The following is an 18465-nucleotide window of genomic DNA, read 5'->3' as shown; positions in this document are numbered from 1 at the left end:
GGGCTTCTTTAGAAAAATCTATAGTGTTCTCATAGTCACACGACATTGAGAGCCCAGATGGACCTCCCTCAAGCAGCAATCATCGCCCTCCTCTGGGCAACGTTCGCAAGTTGTATCTGCGCATTCGTGCGCGGTGCCAGCGACCGCCGGCACGCCGAATGGAAGCGCGCCGTCGGTATCGACGTCAAGCACCCGGCCGCTAGCACCTCTGCAATGGAGGTGTTTTGATGGACGCACTGATCTCGACCACGTCTAACAGCTCGTCCATCTCCACTATTGAGTTGCTGGAAATGGTCAACGAGGCGCGCCGCGACTTCGGTGAGAGTGAGGTTCGGCGCAATGACTTCACCGCTCGATGCAAGGATGAACTCGATGGCGAATACTACGAAAGTTTCGTAGTATCGAATCCCCGCGGGCCGGCCTCCGAAGCCCTTCGCATTAGCCGCGACCAGTGCATGTACGTACTTATGCGCGAATCCAAGTCGGTGCGGCGCAAGGTTACCGCGAAGCTCAATGAAAAATCTCAGGCCGTCACTCCGCTCACGTCGGCCGAGCTGTTGCTCCAGATGGCCCAACTCAACGTCGAGCATGAGCGTCGCCTCAAGCAGACGGAGCAGGCAGTCGCTCGTGTCGAGCAACGCATCGAGGATCTCACCGAGACCCGCGCTTTTACATCATGCCCGAGCAACGCAGAGCCGATCACGCATATCCGGAGACGTATCGGAGAGGAGTTCGGTCTCTCTGCGAGGATCGTCGACGAAGTGCTCCGTCAAAGTCCGATCGCGCCCAAGCCTGCCGGCGAAGTGAAAAATAACCACGAGGATGCGAACGGATCGACCTATACCGTCTGGTGGAAGAAAGATGTGACGGCCGTGTTCCGCCGGTTTGTTGGAGAGTGCCAACAAATCACGCCAGCGCAATTTACGCATCCGTTCATCGATTTTCGCTTCAAGATCACGCCGCGTGAAAGCGGGGAAAACAGATCAGGCGCCGGTGACAGCTGCAATTTAGACATTTTTCACTGAAACGTCACTTGTCTTCCGAACCGGCAGCGTGTTGAGAATAGTCGGCAGAAGGATATTGGGTCGCCGCAAGCCGAGACAGCTGGTTGAACGACGCGCGTGCTCTATTCGACTCTGTTCGGAGCCGTTCCACGTCGTTTTGAGTACCGTTTTTGTATTGAGCTAACAGCAGCGCTTCATCCACCACTTCGATAGTTTTTTTCAGTTCATCAAGCACCAAAGAAAGCACGGTCCCGTACTGATCGCTGTTCAGCTTCATCGTCTGTGAAAGCTGAGTTATGACCCGGTGGAGATGGTCGACGTCTGTTGAATGACCGATGCGACGCACCAGCTCTGTATTAAGCGAATGCCCCGCCGCCTGCGCCGCGACAGTAGCGTCAGCGTGCAAGTGCCGGGGAAGCCGGAGCGCGGTCTTTACGTAGTCGTCTTGTTGAGCCATGCGTCAGATTGTAACCCGTGTTACCAGTGCCTTCAAATTTGCAGCACAGAGCCGTTGCCTCAGAATTGGAGGCACGCTAAACTACAGTCATGCCTCAGAAATGAAGGCACTGGAGAGATGATGAACGAAGCAAAGATCCAACTCCGTTTGCCACCGCACGTTCGCGACTGGCTCGCGGGAGCAGCCAAGCACGCAGACCGCTCAATGAACGGGCAGATGGTCGCGATTTTGAAAGAAAAGATGGCCGAATCCTCGGCCGCCACGCGCAAAGGGGCAGCAAAATGAAATTTCCTATTCCCAAAGTCAACTACGACGAAAGTGGCTGTGCAGCGAATCTCGCTTCGGAGATCCACAGGTCGGGCGTAGCTCTGTTCGAAATCGTAAACGCCGACAAGGCAACGTCCAAAGCGATGCTCGAATCAGCCAAGGAAATAGCGGCAAATCTCGCCAAGGCGCGCGATCGCGCTGTTCTCAACATTGGCATCTCAAACTTGTCCGCAAGTGGTGCCGCGTCCAACCTCTCAGTCGTCGCAGCTATTTTGGATGCTTCCACGTACAGCCAAGAGATCTTGCATAGCCTCAGCGAGTTGAGCGAAAACGATACCCCTGAAGACGTGTGCTGCATCTTGTCAGATCTGGCCATCGAATTGCATTCACATGACCATGCTAAGTCGACGGCGGACTGGGTAAGCGATAGCGCCGCGTAGCGGCAGCATAAATCTTCGTAACTTCTTTGTTACAAATACTCAGTTGTACTACTGAGTGGGAACGCTCGTACCTGTGATTTGGAATTACCGAATTTTTAAGACGCCGAGAACACGGCTTTGAGAATGACGCGCCGCCGGTGGCAGCCGAGGCGCGTCGCACAACGAGGATTGAGACATGAGCACGTCGGATTTTACACAACTGGCTAGCGATGGCAAGCGGGCCGCAGTCAGCGAATTCGAGGAAAGTAACCAATACAACGGTCGCTATGACCGCATTGATGCGTCGAAGCTTCCGTCGGCCGAGTCGGGACCTGCATACGTTCTCAACGGTATTCACCGCGCGCTGACGGGCATTGCGGTCATCAACACCATTCTTTCTAACGACATGTTGTCGTCGGATAACGGGCTCGAGCCTCTCAACGGGTACATGACTGGGGGTCTTCATTCAGCGATTCAAGCGCTGGCCGAAATGGCGATCGACAAGATCGAGATCTATGCCGACCGGATCGACGAAGTGCGCCAAGAAAACCAAGCGGTGCCGCAATGAGTGAACGCTACTTCGCATTGCGCGCCGAGTCGCGCGACATGCATCCGCGGATCAAGGTCAATGAAGTCGTCATCTACGACACCGAAGATACGGCGGAGCCCGACGACGACGTCGTGATCAACCTAACGAACGGGCAGACGATCGTGCGCTCGCTGGTGTCCTTCGACGGGGACAAATACCGGCTGCGCTCTTACTCCCCAGCCGCTGCAAGTACGTTGCGCCGTGAAGATGTCAAAGCCTGCTATCCAATCATCGGCCGCTGCAAAGCAAGTTTCTTCGCCGAGATCGAAGCCAAGGAGTCGGCGTGAGAACGGTCCTCAAGCGGTTCCTCATGTTTCTCTGGTGCTGGAGAGTTATCAGCGACAGTGACTTGAACCGGCTCATACGGTTCTTCCACCTCAAGGACGCGTGACATGACGCGAGAACAAATCGAACACATCAAGCGCGCCGCCAAGTCGGCGCAGGCCATGAAACTCGATCCGATGTTGCCGGCCGTCTTCGCTTTCCGCGCCGTCGACATCTTTGCGCAGCTGATGACGCCCGAAACCGTCATCGCCCTGTGCGACGAAGCGTTGCAGCGGCAGCACAACAACGAATCCGAACGTCGTTCCAGCTAACAAAACTACAGGTTCCGAAATGTTCCAACTCCTCGTCATCATCTTCTTCGCTAGCGCTATCGCGGCCCTCGCCGCGATCGGCAGCGCGCTCATGCGCAAAGACCACCAGCCTCAATATCGTTACAGCGTTATCGCCTTCTTCGTCGTCGCGATTCTCGGAGGCCTGCTGTCTTGCTTCACGCAGGTGTCGCAATCCCACGTCGGCGTCGTGACGACTTTCGGCCACGTTGAAACGGATACGCTCGGCGAAGGTCCGCACTTGCTCAATCCGGTGTCTCGCGTTCACGAGGTGTTCATCGGACTCGATGTCGCGAAGGTGCAAAGCGCACAAGCAGCGTCGAGGGATCTGCAATCGGTACACACGGATCTGACGATGAACTACCGCGTCGATCCGAATAAAGTCCGCGCGCTATATTCGATGGCACCCTCTCTCGAGTACGAAGCATCGTACGTTCAGCCGGCGATGTTTGAGGTGTTCAAGTCCGTCGCCGCCCGCTACACCGCCGAAGAGCTGGTGACGAAGCGCCAGCAGGTGTCGAGCGACATCCTCGCCGGGCTCGTGACGAAGCTGAAGGGCTACGGCTTCCTGATCCAAGACATCAACATCACCAACTTCAAGTTCAGTGCTGCGTTCGATGCGGCAATCGAGGCGAAGGTGACTGCTAGCCAGCGCGCCGAGCAAGCGGAACGTGAGCTGGCCCGCGTCAAGTTCGAGGCCGATCAGCAGATCGCGAAAGCCCGCGGCGAAGCGGAATCTATCGCAATTCAGGCGCAGGCTGTGAAGACCAACGGTGGGCAGGAGTACTTGCAGCTCCGAGCAATTAATCGCTGGGATGGGAAGCTTCCGACGTACATCGCTGCGGGATCGCCAATGCCCTTCCTAAACCTTAGTAAATAGTCATTCGAGGGCGCCGGGTACGCCGGCGCACGCTTATGGATCGACAAGCCCAGATTGACCAAACAGCTCAGATGGAGCTGCACCCTCGTTTCGAGGATTTTCACAGGATGGTGACCGAGATGGTAGCGGCACAGATCGTGTCGGGCACGAGTTTCACGAATCAGGAGATCGCCAATGACCTGTCGTGCATAGCACTTAACCATTACGACGAATTGCCAAAGATGACTGTCGTAACCCTCGCAGCGATCATCGCAACACTTGCAGCGCGCGACATGCCTTCTGAGATGCGGGAATCGATTGGAACAGGTCAATCGCATGGAGTGCACTGATATGGACTTGCAGAAGATTCGCGGCGATCTAGAGGACGCCATCGCAGAAGCGCTCGGCTACTACGACTTTCCCGCGCCCGCCGGCATGACGGCTGATTGTGCAATCCTCGCCGTGACGTTGATGGGCAAGGTGTGGGAGGAGTTTGAGCCGTCCCTGATCGACGCCTCGCTCACCCTGTGGCCGGAGTTGCAGCCCAAGGTAGCCGATGCGGCTGGGGATGAAAGCAAAGACGTTGTGACCCGTGAGCAAATCGTAGATTGGGCGAGATCTGCGGGTATGAATGACATGCTGAGCGAGGGCCGCATCGCTATGCTGGCCGACTTCGCGATTTTCGCCCGCGCTGCTGCGAGTGCACCAAGCACCGCAGCATTGCAGCGCATCCGTGAAAGGGGCGAAGAACATCAACGATTCCGCAACTGGCAAAACGCCTTCATCAAGGAAACGGGGCACCCGCCTGAAGTAGTAGATGCGTGGCAAGCAGCCCGCGCTGCTCTCAATGCTCCGGCCGCCTCGAGTGCCGAGCCGAAAGCAGCGTTCGATGATCCGCGCGTCCAGACCGTGTACGAGTTGATCTGTGACGGAACTGAAGCGCCGCAAGGCGAGCATTGGGACGGCTTTATTTCGCGTCGCATCGTCGATGCGCTGTTCCCTGCTACGGCGAGCGCGATCGACACGCTAGGGCAGGTTCACAAGGTCGATCCGATTGATCTAACACAGCCTACCCCGACCGCAGAGGATCATGACTATCGCGAGGGACTCACTGAAGCCCTCGGTCTGCCGACGAATGGAACGCGCGATGGAAAGAAGGTGGGATTCGCGTGGGATTACCTGATTTCTCTGGTTCGCGACTTGGCCGACGCCGGTTCGTGGCGAGCATCACCTGCTGCGCCGTCGAGCGATGAAACGGTCGCGCATTGGATTAAGGAACTGCGCCGCGCCCATGTGTACCTGGACGAAGGCAAGCCGTTTTTCAGCGGCAAGGATTGCGCAGAACTGGCAGACATTATCGAAGGCTTTGCTTCTGTGCTGTCGAGCGATGCGCGGGACGCGGCGCGGTATCGTGCGCTGAAGGCGTTCGCCCATCACAGCTATAACCAGAAGGTCGAGAGCATCGGACGCGGCGCGTCACTGAGGAAAGAGCACTTCATCACGGTTCACGCGGGATCGTGGGAAGAACTGGACTCGCACATCGACGCCGCAATCGCAGCGCAGGAGAAAGCTGCGAAGGAGCCGAAATGACGAAACTGCGTACGCAATGGTTTCCATGCACGATACCACCGGTAAGGCCGGGGCTTTACGAGTGCCGATACCACGGCGGATCACCGATCTTCATGTTTGAGTGGACGGGCAAGCAATGGCAATACGAGGGCGCAAATCGTACGCCATTCGGCAACCAAATGTTGTTTCGCGGCGGCGACAAATGGCGCGGGCTAATCAAGGAAGCCGCGCAGGAGAAAGCCAAATGAGCAGCGCATTCGACAAATGGTACGCCGAGAACGGGCAGCGGTTCGACTATGACGATGCGCTCGAAGTGTGGAACGCGGCAGAGCGGCAGACGCTCGAACGGGCGATTCAGGCGATCGACGAATCGGGTGCACGCCCGATGGACATCGCCGCTATCCGCGCCCTCACCGAGAAAGACGTGAGCAAGGATAAGCAGCATGGATGACGTGAAGCCCTGTCCGTTCTGTGGGAAGCCGCCGCACGTCGCAGAAGAAATGGACGAATGGGAGTGGTGGTTCGTCGCCTGCCGAACCCCGGGATGCATTCTTCCTATCGCAGGGGGCACACGTCTATCGAATCGGCAATCGCTCGGTGGAACCGCCGCGCAATCGCCGCGCAGGAGAAAGCAAATGGATGAGCAGCAAAAGCAGCGATTCGAGGCGCACATCGAAGACACCGCGTCGTATGGCGTGCGCTGCACAGTTGCCGCCGGAACGCCGTTTTTCTGGGCGCGAGAGCCCGAGGAAGTAAGAACATGAACAACGAGACAATCGAAAACGCCTTGATTGGGGACACTCTCATCGAGAGACTGATCGCCGCGCTTGAAAATCGCCGGCCGCTAAGCGAAACACTTTGGAGCGTCGACCAGATTGCCCAATGGCTCGGGCTGTCAAAAGTCACTGTTGAGATGCGGGTCGTTACTCGCCCTGGCTTCCCCGCACCGTTGCGTCCGGTCGATTCGAAACAGGCGCAGAGAAGGTGGTTTGCGGGCGAGGTGCTCGAATGGGCTCGATCGAATAAAGGCGTTATCCCGGCGGGCCGACCAGGCCGTCGGCGCCGCCCGGTCTAGGGACCAGCTCCTCAGTGGCCGTCGATATTTCGACGGCCATATCACCGACGAGGCTAATAAGCGTGCGCAAATGTCCCCCGGATAGCTACAACGGAAGTGCGACGCTCCCTACTGTGGATGTTTCGGGTCGAAAAAACTCACTCTGGGAAACCTGACGCAGATCCGAACGGGCAGCCACCAACTATGTCGTCGCGGCCGTGTGTAGCGTTTTCGCGGTCTGGACGGACTGAGTTGCCGCGTGTTGATCAACCGCGTCACCAATTTCGTAATCCGCTTGAACGCGTGCACTCACCAACGTGCGCAGGGTCTTACCCAATGCAATCGACCTGATGTATTTTTTGTTCTGCCGGCTGATCGTCGGATTATTGAGCTGAGCGATCAGTTGTTCGTGGCGCCCCGACGCGTTGCCTACCGACCCGGGCGAGGGAAGAGCTTCGTGAAACTCGCGCGCTGCGTGATACGCGCCGTAGTAGGCACGACTGCAAACAGCACGAAAGACAGGCTCGTCCTTCGCACTTTGCAACATGACTTCGGCGCAATCGATCAGTTCTTTCGGGGTGGCGCTCATGCAACAGCCGCCTCAAAAACAACATCGAAGGCAACATCTTTCTCGATTCCTGCTTCCAGCTCTTCGACAGCAAGTTCCATGTTCATCGCAAACGCTTCATCAGCGGAAACAGGCACAGGAAACGCGTATGTCACGCCTTGAAAGAAGCCCGCAGCGGTTGTTACTCGCGGCTCGACATTCGGGCGAATGTGGTGGCGCCGAAGGATAGTACCGGCAACGTCCAGATGTTGCGCGATCTGTTTGTCCGATACACCCGCCGTCCTAAGCATTTCTCGCATGTTTGCTATCTCGTCCGCGCGGCTTTCGTCCAGACTTATTTTCATTTCCTTGGCCCTCTCTGCGTAGCTCAGAGCCAGTTCGATCGCGCCAGCGCGAATGCCCATTGCAAGAAGCTTCGAAAAATACCCTTGCTCGGGATCGCCGACCTGCGCAAACGCGTTCTGGCCCTCGGTGAACATGCCGAGATTCAAGCAATTTACGACCCAGTTCATCCTGTTGGTGCCGGAGTCGCCAAGTGCCAAACTCGCACTGAACCCCTCCTGCACACCCTTCCAGTCGCCGATCAACGCCTTGAGGGCCCCGGTTGCCTCCCAAGCCGCGCGTGCGTCGACCTTAAAAAGCGCATCTACGTCCCGCTTAATTCGTCGATATGCACGCGAGCGCTCCGTCAGTTGCATCGGATCAACGTAGTACGGGGATGCCGCCTGCACTGCGTTGATTTGTTCGATGATCTCTTTCGTTTTTGGCTGCGGTATTGCTTTCATGTGCACCTATGGCTGTGCTTCCACGGGCGCGCGCAGCAGACTGAACACAGCCTACAGGGTATGCCGAGAGCAAAGATTCGATTTTGCTTCGCAATGTGTTCCGTCGCACCCTGCTCATCAACGCGCGATTCTGGGCCTTGAGGCCGTTAACGGCAACAACACTGACTTTTTTAAGGTCCGTCCTCGAGTGGTGAGGGCCGAGATAGGATCTTACTAACATTGTAACGACTCTGCACGGCTATCGACGGCTCCGTGCAGTACGCCAAAATTACGCCAAATGACTGCAAGATCCACCAACGACGGGCGCGCGCGAGCGGCTCCTGGTCCCCCCGACAGGAATCGAACCTGTATCTAGCGCTTAGGAGGCACTCGTTCTATCCATTGAACTACGGGGAGCGGACCGCACGTCCCGCCGAGGGCCGGATCGACTCAAGCTGCACCCAAGCGGGCGTCCGGGCTGGCGGGAGCGCAGAGTATAGCAAACGCATTCGCAAACGCATTCGACGGCCATGCGCACGCCGGACGAAAAAGCATCGGCGCAAAGGTTTGGCGACAAAACCGCGGGTTTATCCCTATCAAGTTCCGCGCGAGCGCGCCGCCATCGGACACATGGACCCCCTATCCGATATCAAGCCCCAGGGCGCGTTTTCGGCGTTGCTGGCAGACCAGGACCTCGCGCATCTTCAGAAGGTGCTGCGTCGTTCGCTGTCTTGCGATCTCGGCGGTCCATTGCTGCCGCCCTCGTACTGGCGCGGGCGGCTTGCTGCCATCACGCGGCAGGCACACCTGTCGCATACGCAGATTCAGATCGTTCACCGGCTCTATCTGGTGATCGATGCGTTCGAAGCCGCGCCGGCCAATAGCGATGCCGATGCCGAAGGCCCCGCGCCCGAAGAACCGCTCGCCGCGTCAGGCGCTTGAGCGGCCCGTCGGTCAGTGCCGCTGCCTGAGCCACCACTCGCGCAGCGAATGGCCCGGCGCGGCTGCGCGCGTCGCTGTTTTCGCGCGATGCGCCCGCCTCTCGCGATATTCGTCGCGCCAGTCATGCGCGAGCAACACGAGGCCGATCGCGGCGAGCGCCGCGACGCCGATGAGGATGTCGGGAAAATCGAGCATGGCGCCCTCCTGCTTGCGGCTGCGGTCATGCTTCCATGATAGGCGGCGCGCGGCGCAAGTCGCTGCCATTTACGCGCCAGGTTTCCTACGCTGCCTGCCGGGCGCGCTGCTGCTGCGCGTGCGCCGCGAGCCGCACCGCCGCGTTCGCCGCGCCGTAGCCGTCGTAGCCGCCGCGCCGCTCGATCACTTCCAGAAAGAAGCGCTGATCGAGCTGCTCCGTGTACGCGTGGAAGAACTCGCCGCCGCGCTCGTCGCGGTCGTACAGGATGTTGTGCTCGCGCATCGCGTCGATCTGCTCGTCGGGCAGACCGTAGCGCGCCACGAGGTCGTCGTAGTAATTGCGCGGGATGCGCAGGAACTGCACGCCGTCCGCTTCCAGACGCGGAATCGCGTCGAAGATGTCGGGCGTGCTGAACGCGACGTGGTTCAACCCCGAGCCGCGATACGTCGAGAGCGATTCGGACACCGCCGTGAAGCGGTCCATCGACGCGTTGAGCGCAATGCGCACCGAGCCATCGCGGCTTCGCACGGCGCGGCTGCGCACGAGCCCGTACGGGTCGGGCACGAGCACGCTCGCCTCCGTCTCGAAGCCGAACGCGCTGCGGAAAAAGAGCACCCACGTATCGAGCGCCTCGGCCGGCAGCGAAAGACACACGTGATCGATGCGCGAAAGCGGCCCGACTTCGTAAGGGCCGTCGATATCCGTCAGGACGAAGTCCGATTCCCAGAGCGTCGGCGCGCCGGGCGCTTCATCGACGAAGTAGTCGAGGCTGCCGTCCGGCGACTGCACACCCGGCACCACGCGCTCGTTCGGTCCCACGCGGCCCGAGAACGGCTTCGAGCCGTAAGCGGCGGCGCGCTCGAACGCGCATTTGGCGTCATCGACATGAAACGCCGACGCGCACAGCGACAAGCCGTGCTGCTGAAAGAACGCGCTCGCGAACGAATCGGCTTCTGCGTTCAGCACGATCGATCCCGCGCCGTGCCGATACAGCGTCACGTCCTTCGACCGATGCGTGCCCGCGAGCCGGAAGCCGAGCTTGCGCAGCCAGTCGGCGACGTGCTCGCGCGTCGTGTCGTCCACGGCGAATTCGAGGAACTGAAAGCCGATGTGCGCAGGCGGCGCGGGCGGGTCAAAGAGTGCCGCGGGCGCGCGCTCGCCCATGAGCGCGCGCGTCTGCTCTTCGAGAAAGCGCAGCGAGCGATGCCCGTCCGCTGCGGTGATAGCGGTCGGCGCGGCGCGAAAGCCGTCGTTGAAGATTTCGAGCGAGAGCGGCCCCGTGTAGCCTGCCTCGAGCACGCGCGCCGTGAAGCCGGCGACATCGAATGCGCCCTGCCCCGGAAAGCAGCGATAGTGACGGCTCCATTCGAGCACGTCCATCGACAGCACGGGCGCATCGGCGATCTGCACGAAGGCGATGCGATCGCCGGGAATGGCCGCGATCTCATCGAGTGAATCGCCAATGGACAGCGTATGGAAGCTGTCGAGCACGAGACCGAGGCTCGGATGATTCACGGCATCCACCAGCCGCCACGCGTGCTTGTACGAGTTGACGTGCCGGCCCCACGCGAGCGCCTCGTAGCCGACGATCACGCCCGCTTCCTCGGCGAGGCGCGCGAGCACGCCGAGCTGATCGACGATGAGCGCGTCGTCCGCGACGGTGTCCGGCGACACGTTGCTGCACGCGAGCATGCGGTCCGCGCCCAGTTCGTGCATCAGGTCGAACTTGCGTTTCGCGCGCTCGACGTTCTTCGCGAGCCGCTCGCCGCTCACGCCCTCGAAGTCGCGAAACGGCTGGAACAGATAGATGGCGAGGCCCAGGTCGTCGCACAGGCGGCGGACGTCGGCGGGCGTGCCGTCGAAGTACAGCAGATCGTTTTCGAAGATCTCGACGCCGTCGAAGCCCGCCGCGCGAATCGCCTTCAGCTTTTCGACGAGCGTCCCGCTGATGGATACCGTCGCGATGGATGTCGGGATGGAACGCGGCATCGCTGCCTCCTCTGCATTTCGTTGCGGGGTGAACCGTTAGAGTGTAGGCGCTCTGCGCGCAGTCCACGTCAGTGTGCGCCAGCATAACAAACTAACTAGATGGTACAAAATCCGTGAAAATACCGAAGGACAGGTTGCGCGCGCACGCGCACACTGCGCTTGCAATCGCCGCACTGCACCATCGCGCCCTCTTCACTGCTGTACGCTACGTGCGAGCGTCTAGCCTCAAGCCTCTTCTCGCGGGAGCACTCGCATGACCAGCAAAACTTCGTATCTGATCGGACTGATCGGCTCGGGCATCGCCGGATCGCTGACGCCCGCCATGCACGAGCAGGAAGGCCGCGTGCTCGGGCTGAACTACGTGTATCGGCGCATCGACCTGCAGGCGCTGAAGCTCGAGCCGTCCGCGCTTCCCGACTTGTTGATCGCCGCCGAGCGCATGGGCTACGACGGCCTGAACATCACGTATCCGTGCAAGCAAAGCGTGATCCCATTGCTCGACGAGCTCGACCCCGACGCCCGCGCGCTCGGCGCGGTGAATACCGTCGTGCTGAAGGACGGCAAGCGTATCGGCTATAACACGGACTGGTCGGGCTTCGCGCGCGCGTTCCAGCGCGGCCTGCCGGATGCGCCGCTCGGCCGCGTCGTGCAACTGGGTGCGGGCGGCGCGGGCGCGGCGGTCGCGCATGCGGCGCTCGTCATGGGGGCGAACGCGCTCACGCTGTTCGATTCGGACGAGGCGCGCGCATCGTCGCTCGCGGCGGAACTGGCGGCGCGCTTTCCGGATCGCGAAGTGACGAGCGGCGGCGACCTGCGCGAGACCTTGCGCCCGGCCAACGGCCTGATTCACGCGACGCCGACCGGCATGGCAAAGCTGCCCGGCATGCCGCTGCCGGCGGAGTATCTGCACAAGGACTTGTGGGTGGCGGAGATCGTCTACTTTCCGCTCGAGACCGAGTTGCTCAAGACGGCGAAGGCGCTCGGTTGCCGCACGGTGAGCGGCGGCGGCATGGCGGTGTGTCAGGCGGTGGATGCGCTGCGCATCTTCACGGGACGCGAGCCGGACGCCGAGCGCATGTTCGCCCATTTCCAGACCTTGCTGCCCGCTGACGCCAGTTAAGCGCGGCATCGAAAACAAAGCGGCGGCCTCGCAAGAGAGCCGCCGTTTGTCTTTAGCCTTCGCGCCGCATGTAGCACAGCACCGCTTCGATAATCATCTCGCGATGCCGCGCCCGCGAGCGCGGCCCGGACGGATCGCGCCCGAATGCGGCGCTCCACGTATGGCGGTTCGCCACGCGATGAAAGCAGAACGAGCTGATCATCAGATGCAGGTCGAGCGGCTCGACATCGTCGCGAAAACGCCCTGCCGCGACGCCTCGCGCGATGAGGTCTTCGAGCGTTTTGACGACCGTGGCGTTGCGCGATTTGAAGGTCTTCGACTGTTCGACGTACTTCGCACCGTGCACGTTCTCGATCGTCACGAGACGCACGAAATCGCGATGTTTGTCATGGTAGTCGAACGTGAAACCGATAAGCTCGCGCAGCGCCCCTTCGGGGTCCATCTCCGCGAGTTCCAGTTCCTGTTCCAGCGCGCGGATATCGCCGTAGACCTGTTCCAGCACCGCCTCGTACAGCCCTTCCTTGCTGCCGAAGTAGTAGTACAGCATGCGCTTGGTGGTGTTGGTGCGCTCCGCGATGGCATCGACGCGCGCGCCCGTGAGGCCCATCGCCGAGAATTCCTGCGTGGCGATGTCGAGAATATTGCGCTTGGTCTCCTCTGGATCGTACTTGCGTCGCCCCTCCGATCCGGCCGGCGCGGACGCAGCACTGGCGGCCTTGCTCACGTCCGTGGCGGCCTTGCTTGCTTTTTTCATGTTTGCGTCTGAGAACGGCATTGGGAAACGATTCTAGCATGGGGGTCATAGCGTTCTTCGCCAAGGAAAGCCCTTCTTTTCAGGGCTTCATCTATACTTTTCCGATGCCCGATTCCCTCATTCGATTTCACTCATTCCGCATGCCGCGCCCCGCAGTGTTCGCCGCATGCTTCGCCCTCTTTTGCACGCTCTGCGCGAACGCGTCGGCGCAAACGCAGCTTCCGCCAAGCCATCCATCGAGGCCGCAACTGCTCGCGGCCGAAGGCGTGATGACGAGCGCGAACATCGCGCGCGGCGCGGCCGATATCTGCCACATCGATGCCGCCAAGGTCGCGCGCTTCAAGGACGCTGCGCGCGCCAACTTCGTGGACGCGCCCGACTTCGAGGCCGAATGGACGCTCGGTTATCGGCAGGCGCAAGCCACCGTGGACCGCTTCGACAAGCTGAAGACGAGCAATCCCGCCGAGTACAAGAAGGAAATCGACGAGGCGTGTCCCGCGCTCAACCGCGGTATCGACGAAGTCACGCAGCCGCAATAGCGGCAAGCGAACGCGTGCGCTTTGAACTTCGGGTCATCGACGGTCCTCGCCCTTCTGATCCGCGCATATCGACCACGAGCCTGCCGCGGAAATTCGGGGGCGGATGCTAAACTCGACGCGCTCCCCCGGCGCTCGCTCCATTGCGGGCACATTCGCTGCGGCGCTTGGCGCATTCGAAGAAGCGCCACGCGTTGCGGGGCACGCTTCTATCGCTCATCAGGAGGCACGACTCTCATGGCTGATTTCCGCATCTGGTCCGACGAATTTCCACCGAACGGCTTCATGACCCGCGCGCAGGAACTCGACATGCAGGCGTTCGGCACGTCGGGCGAGAACATCTCTCCCGCGCTCCAGTGGGAAGACCCGCCCGCCGACACCAAAAGCTTCGCGCTCACCGTCTACGACCCGGACGCGCCCACGGGCAGCGGCTTCTGGCACTGGGTCGTGGTCAATATTCCGGCCGATGCGCGCTCGCTGCCGCGCAATGCCGGCAAGGCGGACGGCAGTCTGCTTCCGGCGGGCGCGCTGCAACTGCGCAACGACTACGGCACGGTTGGCTTCGGCGGGGCCGCGCCGCCGCGCGGTGACAAGCCGCATCGCTATATCTTCCGCATTCACGCGCTGCAGGCGGAAAAGCTGCCGCTCGACCTCAACGCGACCAACGCCGTCGCGCGCTTCATGACGCACCTGAACGAAATCGATTCGGCGACCTACACGGGTCTCTACGAACTCAAGTAACGCGTGAACCATGCAGGCCGGGCCGCATGAGCGATCACGCGGCCCGACGCCACAAGCGATTTGAAAACGGCGCGACGTACAATGCGCCGCCTTGCCACTCAAGATCCGTCGATGGATTCCGATCAAGGCCTGCCCCTTCCCCAACGCTATTGGGCGATTGTCGTCGTCGCGCTCGGCATCACGCTCGCGGTGCTCGACGGCGCCATCGCCAACGTCGCGCTGCCGACCATCGCGCGCAATCTGTCCGCGACGCCGGCCTCGTCCATCTGGGTCGTCAACGCGTATCAGCTCGCGGTCACCATCTCGCTGTTGCCGCTCGCCTCGCTCGGCGACCGGATCGGCTACCGGCGCGTCTATCTCGGCGGCCTCGCGCTGTTCACGCTCTCGTCGCTCGGCTGCGCGCTTTCCGGATCGCTCGTCGCGCTCACCCTCGCGCGCGTCGTTCAGGGCTTCGGTGCGGCCGGGATCATGAGCGTGAACACGGCCATCGTGCGCATCATCTATCCGCAGAAGCAACTGGGGCGCGGCGTCAGCATCAACGCCACGGTGGTCGCGATCTCGTCGGTGATCGGTCCGACCGTCGCCTCGGGCGTGCTGTCGGTCGCGTCGTGGCCGTGGCTCTTCGCGATCAACGTGCCGATCGGCCTCGCCGCGCTCGCCATCGGCATGAAGGCGTTGCCGCGCACGCCGGGGCACCGGCAGCCGTACGATTACGTGAGCGCCGTGCTCAACGCGCTGTTCTTCGGCATCGCGATCGTCGCGGTCGATGGACTCGGGCACGGCGAGCATCGCCCGTACGTGATCGCAGAATTCATCGCGACCGGCGTGATCGGCACGATCTTCGTGCGGCGGCAACTGAACCAGAGCGCGCCGCTTCTGCCGGTCGATTTGCTGCGCATTCCGGTGTTCGCGCTGTCGATCGGCACGTCGGTGTGTTCGTTCTGCGCGCAGATGCTCGCGTTCGTCTCGCTGCCGTTTCTGCTGCAGGACAGCTTCGGCATGAGTCAGGTCCAGACCGGCTTTCTGATGACGCCGTGGCCGTTGGTGATCGTCTTCGTCGCGCCGCTCGCGGGCGTGCTCTCGGACCGCTATCCCGCGGGATTGCTCGGCGGCATCGGGCTGGCGGTGCTGACCGTGGGACTCGTTCTGCTCGCGACCGTCGGCAGGCATCCGGGGGCCTTCGACATCAGCTGGCGCATGGCGATCTGCGGGCTCGGCTTCGGCCTCTTTCAGTCGCCGAACAATCGCCAGATGCTGTCGTCGGCGCCGCGTCATCGCAGCGGCGGCGCGAGCGGCATGCTCGGCACCGCGCGGTTGACCGGCCAGACGCTGGGCGCGGCGCTCGTCGCGCTGATTTTTGGTCTGGAGCCGCATCGCGGGCCGTTGATCGCGCTCGGGGTCGCGGCAGTGTTTTCGGCGGCGGCGGCCGTTGTCAGCATGTTGCGGCTTGCCGGGAAGCACGGTGTCGAAGCGGCGTGAAGCGCGCCGCCCTGATCTTTGACTGAAGCGCCATCGCGAGTGATTGATCGCTCGCCGTGGCAGAGGCATTTGCGGCGGCGGCTGTCGTCTGCATGCTGCGGCTTGTCAGCAAGCACAGCGTCGAAGCGGCGTGACGCGCCGCGCTCGTCTTTGACTAAGACCGCATCGTAGTCCGTTGATCGCGCTCGGCGTCGCGGCGGCGTTTTCGGCGGCGGCGGCCGTCGTCAGTGTGCTGGTGCTTGCCAGCAAGCACAGCATCGAAGCGCGGTGACGCGCGCCGCGCATGTCTCTGACCGAAGCCGCATCGCGGTCCGTTGCTCGCGCTCGGCGTGGCGGCGTTTTTGGCGGCGGCGGCTGTTGTCAGCATGCTGCGGCTTGCAGGCAAACACGGCGTCGACGCGGCGTTAAGGGCACCGCGTTTGTCTTTAACTGAAGCGCTTCGCGGGTCGCTAATCGCTCGGCGTAGCGGCGGCATTCGCGGCGGCGGCGGCCGTCGTCTGCATGCTGCGTCTTGCCAGCAAGCACGGCGTCGAAGCGAGGTGACGCGCGCCGTGCATGTCTCTGACTGAAGCCGCATCGCGGGCAGCTGTTCGCGCTCGGCGTGGCGGCGATGTTTTCGGCGGCGCCGTTGTTAGCATGTCGCGTCTTGCCAGCAAGCATAGCGTCGAAGCGGCGTGAGCCGCGCCGCGCTCGTCCTTGACTGAAGCCCGCATCGCGGGCCGCTGATTGCGCTCGGCGCGGCAGCGGCATTCTCGGCGGCAGCACGGCCGTCGTCACCATCTGCCTCTCGCCAGCAACCACAGCATCGAAGCGGCGTAACGCGCATTTCGGCCGCGATTCGCCTGCCGCCTGATCGCGCCGGCATCTGCATCCATCCCATGCCATAAGGCGATTATTTGGGCACAACCCTTGCTCCCCTTTCGGAGTGTGAATCCGCGCGTGAATCTGCCGCGCGACCATCCGAAACGAGCAATGACAGGAGTGTTCATGGCGATTTCCCTCAACGGCTACAAGGTAGCGATCCTCGCCGTCGACGGCTTCGAGCAGGCCGAACTCGTCGATCCGCAGCGCGCGCTGAAGGAAGCCGGCGCGCAGGTCGACGTCATCTCGCAGAAGCCCGGCGAGATCCAGGGTTTCAAGCACGTCGACAAGGGCGACACCGTGAAGGTGGATCGCACGCTCGACGAAGCGACCGCCGCAGACTACGACGCCGTCGTGTTGCCGGGCGGCGTCGTGAATGGCGACGCCATCCGCCTCGACGCAAAAGCGCAAGCCTTCGTCAAGGAAGCCGATCAGGCGAAGAAGCCGATTGCCGTCATCTGCCACGGCGGCTGGCTGCCGATCTCGGCGGGCATCGTCGCGGGCCGCACGATGACGAGCTGGCCGAGCCTTCAGGACGACGTGCGCAACGCAGGCGGCACGTGGGTCGATCAGGAAGTGCAGATCGACGGCAATCTGATCACGAGCCGCAAGCCCGACGACCTGCCTGCCTTCAATCAGGCGCTAATCGAGGCGCTCAGCAAAGCGCGCGCTGCCTGAATGCGCCGGCTCGACCCACGAACCGGAGCCACGCCGATGCCACGCGCCGCCCATCTCACCGCCCGCTTTATCGCCCTTCTCTTCGCGGCCTGCGCGACCATCGCCCAGGCGCAGACCGAAGACGCCGCGAGCGCGAGCGCGCCCGCGAACGCGCCGCCATCGCAGAAGCTCTCGGCGACCGACCAGCAGTTCATCCAGGACGCCGGCACCGCGGGCGCGACCGAGATCGCGGCGAGCAAGCTGGCGCTCACGCGTTCGGGCGACAAGGACGTAAAGGAGTTCGCACAGCGAATGATCGCGGATCACGCCAAGCTCGCGCGCAACCTCGATGTCATCGCGAAGCGCCACGGCATCACGTCGCCGCCGAGCGCGGATTCGTCCGTCACCGGCAGTCTGCAGAATCTCAAGGGGGCCGACTTCGACAAGGCCTATATTGAGAAAGTCGCGCTCGCCGCGCATCAGAAGGCGGTCGAGCTGTTCGCGAAGGAGAGCGAAAAAGGCAACGATGCCGCGTTGAAGGCGGCGGCGGCGAAGGCGCTGCCGATCCTCCGTCATCACTACGCGATGGCCCAGCAATTAGCCAAGGCGAAGGCGTCATGAGCGCCGGGCACCTTCTCGACCGCGCGGACGCCCCATGCGTTCGCGCGTCCGCCGGCCCTCGTCCGGCTTATGAGGACTCGACCATGCACATCACGTTTTCCGACGATCCCCCGGTCTACAACGGCGACGATCTCGCCATCCACTTCACCGCGCTCGTCGATGGCGAAGCGGTCGTCTGCTCGATCAGCGCCGAGGCGCTCGAAGACCATTTCGGCGCGAAGTCGCCGCGCGAGGAAGACCTGCTGCCCGCGTTCGAAAGCGGCGCGGCGCGCATTCGCGCGGTGTGCGCCGAAGCGCTCGACGACAACGGCGGCCAGTCGGTCGTGCTGCGCAGCGGACTCTTTCGCGTGGCCGGCATGGAGCCGGAATGATGCCGCGCGCGTCTCACTGAACGGCTTCGCGCAG

Annotated in this window: 28 protein-coding genes and 1 tRNA gene; 22 read left to right on the top strand and 7 right to left on the bottom strand. The window is 61.8% G+C overall.

What is annotated here, in order from left to right; genetic code table 11:
• Positions 1-57 precede the first annotated feature (57 nt).
• Complete coding sequence (locus NCR35_RS05535) at positions 58-228, top strand: hypothetical protein (RefSeq protein ID WP_250533496.1); 171 nt, start codon at positions 58-60, stop codon at positions 226-228.
• Positions 228-1025, top strand: a complete 798-nt coding sequence (locus NCR35_RS05530; RefSeq protein ID WP_250533495.1) for a hypothetical protein — start codon at positions 228-230, stop codon at positions 1023-1025. Before NCR35_RS05535 ends, NCR35_RS05530 begins: the two co-directional genes overlap by 1 nt.
• Before the next feature lie 4 nt (positions 1026-1029).
• Here NCR35_RS05530 and NCR35_RS05525 read toward each other — a convergent pair whose 3' ends face one another.
• Positions 1030-1461 (bottom strand): hypothetical protein, encoded by a 432-nt coding sequence (locus tag NCR35_RS05525; protein WP_250533494.1) that lies wholly within the window; start codon positions 1459-1461, stop codon positions 1030-1032.
• A 117-nt stretch (positions 1462-1578) separates the two neighbouring features.
• On the opposite strand from NCR35_RS05525, the gene NCR35_RS05520 reads away from it, so the two are divergent.
• The 12 genes from NCR35_RS05520 (at position 1579) to NCR35_RS05465 (ending at position 6853) form a co-directional block, all read left to right on the top strand.
• A complete protein-coding gene (locus NCR35_RS05520) occupies positions 1579-1746 on the top strand; it encodes an Arc family DNA-binding protein (protein WP_250533492.1) in 168 nt (55 codons plus the stop codon).
• Positions 1743-2168, top strand: a complete 426-nt coding sequence (locus NCR35_RS05515; protein WP_250533491.1) for a hypothetical protein — start codon at positions 1743-1745, stop codon at positions 2166-2168. The genes NCR35_RS05520 and NCR35_RS05515 overlap by 4 nt, the downstream gene beginning before the upstream one ends.
• Before the next feature lie 175 nt (positions 2169-2343).
• The gene (locus tag NCR35_RS05510; RefSeq protein WP_250533490.1) at positions 2344-2715 is read left to right on the top strand and encodes a hypothetical protein; all 372 of its coding nucleotides are present in this window, start codon (positions 2344-2346) and stop codon (positions 2713-2715) included.
• Entirely contained in the window at positions 2712-3023 is a 312-nt protein-coding gene (locus NCR35_RS05505) for a S24 family peptidase (RefSeq protein WP_250533489.1), read from the top strand. The genes NCR35_RS05510 and NCR35_RS05505 overlap by 4 nt, the downstream gene beginning before the upstream one ends.
• 105 nt (positions 3024-3128) lie before the next feature.
• Positions 3129-3332 (top strand): hypothetical protein, encoded by a 204-nt coding sequence (locus tag NCR35_RS05500; protein WP_250533488.1) that lies wholly within the window; start codon positions 3129-3131, stop codon positions 3330-3332.
• Positions 3333-3351: 19 nt separating this feature from the next.
• On the top strand, positions 3352-4230 hold the full coding sequence (locus NCR35_RS05495; RefSeq protein ID WP_250533487.1) for a prohibitin family protein: 879 nt from the start codon (positions 3352-3354) through the stop codon (positions 4228-4230).
• Between the two features lie 35 nt (positions 4231-4265).
• A complete protein-coding gene (locus tag NCR35_RS05490; protein ID WP_250533486.1) occupies positions 4266-4559 on the top strand; it encodes a hypothetical protein in 294 nt (97 codons plus the stop codon).
• A 1-nt stretch (position 4560) separates the two neighbouring features.
• Positions 4561-5799, top strand: a complete 1239-nt coding sequence (locus NCR35_RS05485) for a hypothetical protein (RefSeq protein ID WP_250533484.1) — start codon at positions 4561-4563, stop codon at positions 5797-5799.
• On the top strand, positions 5796-6026 hold the full coding sequence (locus tag NCR35_RS05480) for a hypothetical protein (RefSeq protein WP_250533483.1): 231 nt from the start codon (positions 5796-5798) through the stop codon (positions 6024-6026). Before NCR35_RS05485 ends, NCR35_RS05480 begins: the two co-directional genes overlap by 4 nt.
• Entirely contained in the window at positions 6023-6229 is a 207-nt protein-coding gene (locus NCR35_RS05475) for a hypothetical protein (RefSeq protein WP_250533482.1), read from the top strand. Before NCR35_RS05480 ends, NCR35_RS05475 begins: the two co-directional genes overlap by 4 nt.
• Positions 6222-6542: a hypothetical protein gene (locus NCR35_RS05470; protein WP_250533481.1), complete on the top strand. Its 321-nt coding sequence runs from the start codon at positions 6222-6224 to the stop codon at positions 6540-6542. The genes NCR35_RS05475 and NCR35_RS05470 overlap by 8 nt, the downstream gene beginning before the upstream one ends.
• A complete protein-coding gene (locus tag NCR35_RS05465) occupies positions 6539-6853 on the top strand; it encodes a hypothetical protein (protein ID WP_250533480.1) in 315 nt (104 codons plus the stop codon). Before NCR35_RS05470 ends, NCR35_RS05465 begins: the two co-directional genes overlap by 4 nt.
• A gap of 181 nt (positions 6854-7034) precedes the next feature.
• Here the strand turns inward: NCR35_RS05465 and NCR35_RS05460 are convergent, their stop codons facing one another.
• The 3 genes from NCR35_RS05460 to NCR35_RS05450 all read right to left on the bottom strand — a co-directional run bounded on the left by NCR35_RS05460 (position 7035) and on the right by NCR35_RS05450 (position 8581).
• Positions 7035-7421: a hypothetical protein gene (locus NCR35_RS05460; protein WP_250533479.1), complete on the bottom strand. Its 387-nt coding sequence runs from the start codon at positions 7419-7421 to the stop codon at positions 7035-7037.
• Complete coding sequence (locus NCR35_RS05455; protein WP_250533478.1) at positions 7418-8185, bottom strand: hypothetical protein; 768 nt, start codon at positions 8183-8185, stop codon at positions 7418-7420. Before NCR35_RS05455 ends, NCR35_RS05460 begins: the two co-directional genes overlap by 4 nt.
• 321 nt (positions 8186-8506) lie before the next feature.
• Positions 8507-8581 (bottom strand) — tRNA-Arg (locus NCR35_RS05450).
• Between the two features lie 213 nt (positions 8582-8794).
• Between NCR35_RS05450 and NCR35_RS05445 the strand changes: the two genes are divergently transcribed.
• Positions 8795-9106 (top strand): hypothetical protein, encoded by a 312-nt coding sequence (locus tag NCR35_RS05445; protein WP_250533476.1) that lies wholly within the window; start codon positions 8795-8797, stop codon positions 9104-9106.
• A gap of 12 nt (positions 9107-9118) precedes the next feature.
• Here NCR35_RS05445 and NCR35_RS05440 read toward each other — a convergent pair whose 3' ends face one another.
• Together NCR35_RS05440 and NCR35_RS05435 are read right to left on the bottom strand one after the other, a co-directional pair.
• Positions 9119-9301: a hypothetical protein gene (locus NCR35_RS05440; RefSeq protein ID WP_250533475.1), complete on the bottom strand. Its 183-nt coding sequence runs from the start codon at positions 9299-9301 to the stop codon at positions 9119-9121.
• An 85-nt stretch (positions 9302-9386) separates the two neighbouring features.
• Positions 9387-11279 carry a bifunctional sugar phosphate isomerase/epimerase/4-hydroxyphenylpyruvate dioxygenase family protein gene (locus NCR35_RS05435; RefSeq protein WP_250533611.1) on the bottom strand — a complete coding sequence of 631 codons (1893 nt, stop codon included), beginning with the start codon at positions 11277-11279 and terminating at the stop codon, positions 9387-9389.
• Between the two features lie 265 nt (positions 11280-11544).
• Here NCR35_RS05435 and NCR35_RS05430 point away from each other — a divergent pair, with 265 nt between their 5' ends.
• On the top strand, positions 11545-12411 hold the full coding sequence (locus NCR35_RS05430) for a shikimate dehydrogenase (protein WP_250533474.1): 867 nt from the start codon (positions 11545-11547) through the stop codon (positions 12409-12411).
• A 52-nt stretch (positions 12412-12463) separates the two neighbouring features.
• Here NCR35_RS05430 and NCR35_RS05425 read toward each other — a convergent pair whose 3' ends face one another.
• Positions 12464-13165, bottom strand: coding sequence for a TetR/AcrR family transcriptional regulator (locus NCR35_RS05425; RefSeq protein WP_250533473.1), 702 nt, complete (start codon positions 13163-13165; stop codon positions 12464-12466).
• A 140-nt stretch (positions 13166-13305) separates the two neighbouring features.
• On the opposite strand from NCR35_RS05425, the gene NCR35_RS05420 reads away from it, so the two are divergent.
• The 6 genes from NCR35_RS05420 to NCR35_RS05395 all read left to right on the top strand — a co-directional run bounded on the left by NCR35_RS05420 (position 13306) and on the right by NCR35_RS05395 (position 18431).
• The gene (locus NCR35_RS05420) at positions 13306-13704 is read left to right on the top strand and encodes a hypothetical protein (RefSeq protein WP_250533471.1); all 399 of its coding nucleotides are present in this window, start codon (positions 13306-13308) and stop codon (positions 13702-13704) included.
• 234 nt (positions 13705-13938) lie between these two features.
• The gene (locus NCR35_RS05415) at positions 13939-14442 is read left to right on the top strand and encodes a YbhB/YbcL family Raf kinase inhibitor-like protein (RefSeq protein WP_250533470.1); all 504 of its coding nucleotides are present in this window, start codon (positions 13939-13941) and stop codon (positions 14440-14442) included.
• Between the two features lie 111 nt (positions 14443-14553).
• Positions 14554-15921 (top strand): MFS transporter, encoded by a 1368-nt coding sequence (locus NCR35_RS05410; protein WP_350029184.1) that lies wholly within the window; start codon positions 14554-14556, stop codon positions 15919-15921.
• Positions 15922-16908: 987 nt separating this feature from the next.
• Positions 16909-17460 (top strand): type 1 glutamine amidotransferase domain-containing protein, encoded by a 552-nt coding sequence (locus NCR35_RS05405; RefSeq protein ID WP_248321688.1) that lies wholly within the window; start codon positions 16909-16911, stop codon positions 17458-17460.
• Positions 17461-17496: 36 nt separating this feature from the next.
• Positions 17497-18060 (top strand): DUF4142 domain-containing protein, encoded by a 564-nt coding sequence (locus NCR35_RS05400; protein WP_250533466.1) that lies wholly within the window; start codon positions 17497-17499, stop codon positions 18058-18060.
• 83 nt (positions 18061-18143) lie between these two features.
• Positions 18144-18431 carry a DUF1488 family protein gene (locus NCR35_RS05395; RefSeq protein WP_175939838.1) on the top strand — a complete coding sequence of 96 codons (288 nt, stop codon included), beginning with the start codon at positions 18144-18146 and terminating at the stop codon, positions 18429-18431.
• Positions 18432-18465: the final 34 nt, after the last annotated feature.

This window comes from Caballeronia sp. AZ10_KS36, from assembly GCF_023631105.1.
Lineage (GTDB): Bacteria > Pseudomonadota > Gammaproteobacteria > Burkholderiales > Burkholderiaceae > Caballeronia.
This window is presented reverse-complemented; position numbering and strand designations above follow the sequence as displayed.

Coding starts and splice junctions, on each gene's coding strand:
- NCR35_RS05510 (WP_250533490.1), top strand. CDS start 2,344: ATGAGCACGTCGGATTTTACACAACTGGCTAGCGATGGCAAGCGGGCC.
- NCR35_RS05430 (WP_250533474.1), top strand. CDS start 11,545: ATGACCAGCAAAACTTCGTATCTGATCGGACTGATCGGCTCGGGCATC.
- NCR35_RS05495 (WP_250533487.1), top strand. CDS start 3,352: ATGTTCCAACTCCTCGTCATCATCTTCTTCGCTAGCGCTATCGCGGCC.
- NCR35_RS05465 (WP_250533480.1), top strand. CDS start 6,539: ATGAACAACGAGACAATCGAAAACGCCTTGATTGGGGACACTCTCATC.
- NCR35_RS05460 (WP_250533479.1), bottom strand. CDS start 7,421: ATGAGCGCCACCCCGAAAGAACTGATCGATTGCGCCGAAGTCATGTTG.
- NCR35_RS05415 (WP_250533470.1), top strand. CDS start 13,939: ATGGCTGATTTCCGCATCTGGTCCGACGAATTTCCACCGAACGGCTTC.
- NCR35_RS05420 (WP_250533471.1), top strand. CDS start 13,306: ATGCCGCGCCCCGCAGTGTTCGCCGCATGCTTCGCCCTCTTTTGCACG.
- NCR35_RS05530 (WP_250533495.1), top strand. CDS start 228: ATGGACGCACTGATCTCGACCACGTCTAACAGCTCGTCCATCTCCACT.
- NCR35_RS05445 (WP_250533476.1), top strand. CDS start 8,795: ATGGACCCCCTATCCGATATCAAGCCCCAGGGCGCGTTTTCGGCGTTG.
- NCR35_RS05535 (WP_250533496.1), top strand. CDS start 58: ATGGACCTCCCTCAAGCAGCAATCATCGCCCTCCTCTGGGCAACGTTC.
- NCR35_RS05525 (WP_250533494.1), bottom strand. CDS start 1,461: ATGGCTCAACAAGACGACTACGTAAAGACCGCGCTCCGGCTTCCCCGG.
- NCR35_RS05500 (WP_250533488.1), top strand. CDS start 3,129: ATGACGCGAGAACAAATCGAACACATCAAGCGCGCCGCCAAGTCGGCG.
- NCR35_RS05425 (WP_250533473.1), bottom strand. CDS start 13,165: ATGAAAAAAGCAAGCAAGGCCGCCACGGACGTGAGCAAGGCCGCCAGT.
- NCR35_RS05405 (WP_248321688.1), top strand. CDS start 16,909: ATGGCGATTTCCCTCAACGGCTACAAGGTAGCGATCCTCGCCGTCGAC.
- NCR35_RS05505 (WP_250533489.1), top strand. CDS start 2,712: ATGAGTGAACGCTACTTCGCATTGCGCGCCGAGTCGCGCGACATGCAT.
- NCR35_RS05455 (WP_250533478.1), bottom strand. CDS start 8,185: ATGAAAGCAATACCGCAGCCAAAAACGAAAGAGATCATCGAACAAATC.
- NCR35_RS05475 (WP_250533482.1), top strand. CDS start 6,023: ATGAGCAGCGCATTCGACAAATGGTACGCCGAGAACGGGCAGCGGTTC.
- NCR35_RS05395 (WP_175939838.1), top strand. CDS start 18,144: ATGCACATCACGTTTTCCGACGATCCCCCGGTCTACAACGGCGACGAT.
- NCR35_RS05470 (WP_250533481.1), top strand. CDS start 6,222: ATGGATGACGTGAAGCCCTGTCCGTTCTGTGGGAAGCCGCCGCACGTC.
- NCR35_RS05515 (WP_250533491.1), top strand. CDS start 1,743: ATGAAATTTCCTATTCCCAAAGTCAACTACGACGAAAGTGGCTGTGCA.
- NCR35_RS05490 (WP_250533486.1), top strand. CDS start 4,266: ATGGATCGACAAGCCCAGATTGACCAAACAGCTCAGATGGAGCTGCAC.
- NCR35_RS05440 (WP_250533475.1), bottom strand. CDS start 9,301: ATGCTCGATTTTCCCGACATCCTCATCGGCGTCGCGGCGCTCGCCGCG.
- NCR35_RS05520 (WP_250533492.1), top strand. CDS start 1,579: ATGATGAACGAAGCAAAGATCCAACTCCGTTTGCCACCGCACGTTCGC.
- NCR35_RS05485 (WP_250533484.1), top strand. CDS start 4,561: ATGGACTTGCAGAAGATTCGCGGCGATCTAGAGGACGCCATCGCAGAA.
- NCR35_RS05400 (WP_250533466.1), top strand. CDS start 17,497: ATGCCACGCGCCGCCCATCTCACCGCCCGCTTTATCGCCCTTCTCTTC.
- NCR35_RS05410 (WP_350029184.1), top strand. CDS start 14,554: ATGGATTCCGATCAAGGCCTGCCCCTTCCCCAACGCTATTGGGCGATT.
- NCR35_RS05480 (WP_250533483.1), top strand. CDS start 5,796: ATGACGAAACTGCGTACGCAATGGTTTCCATGCACGATACCACCGGTA.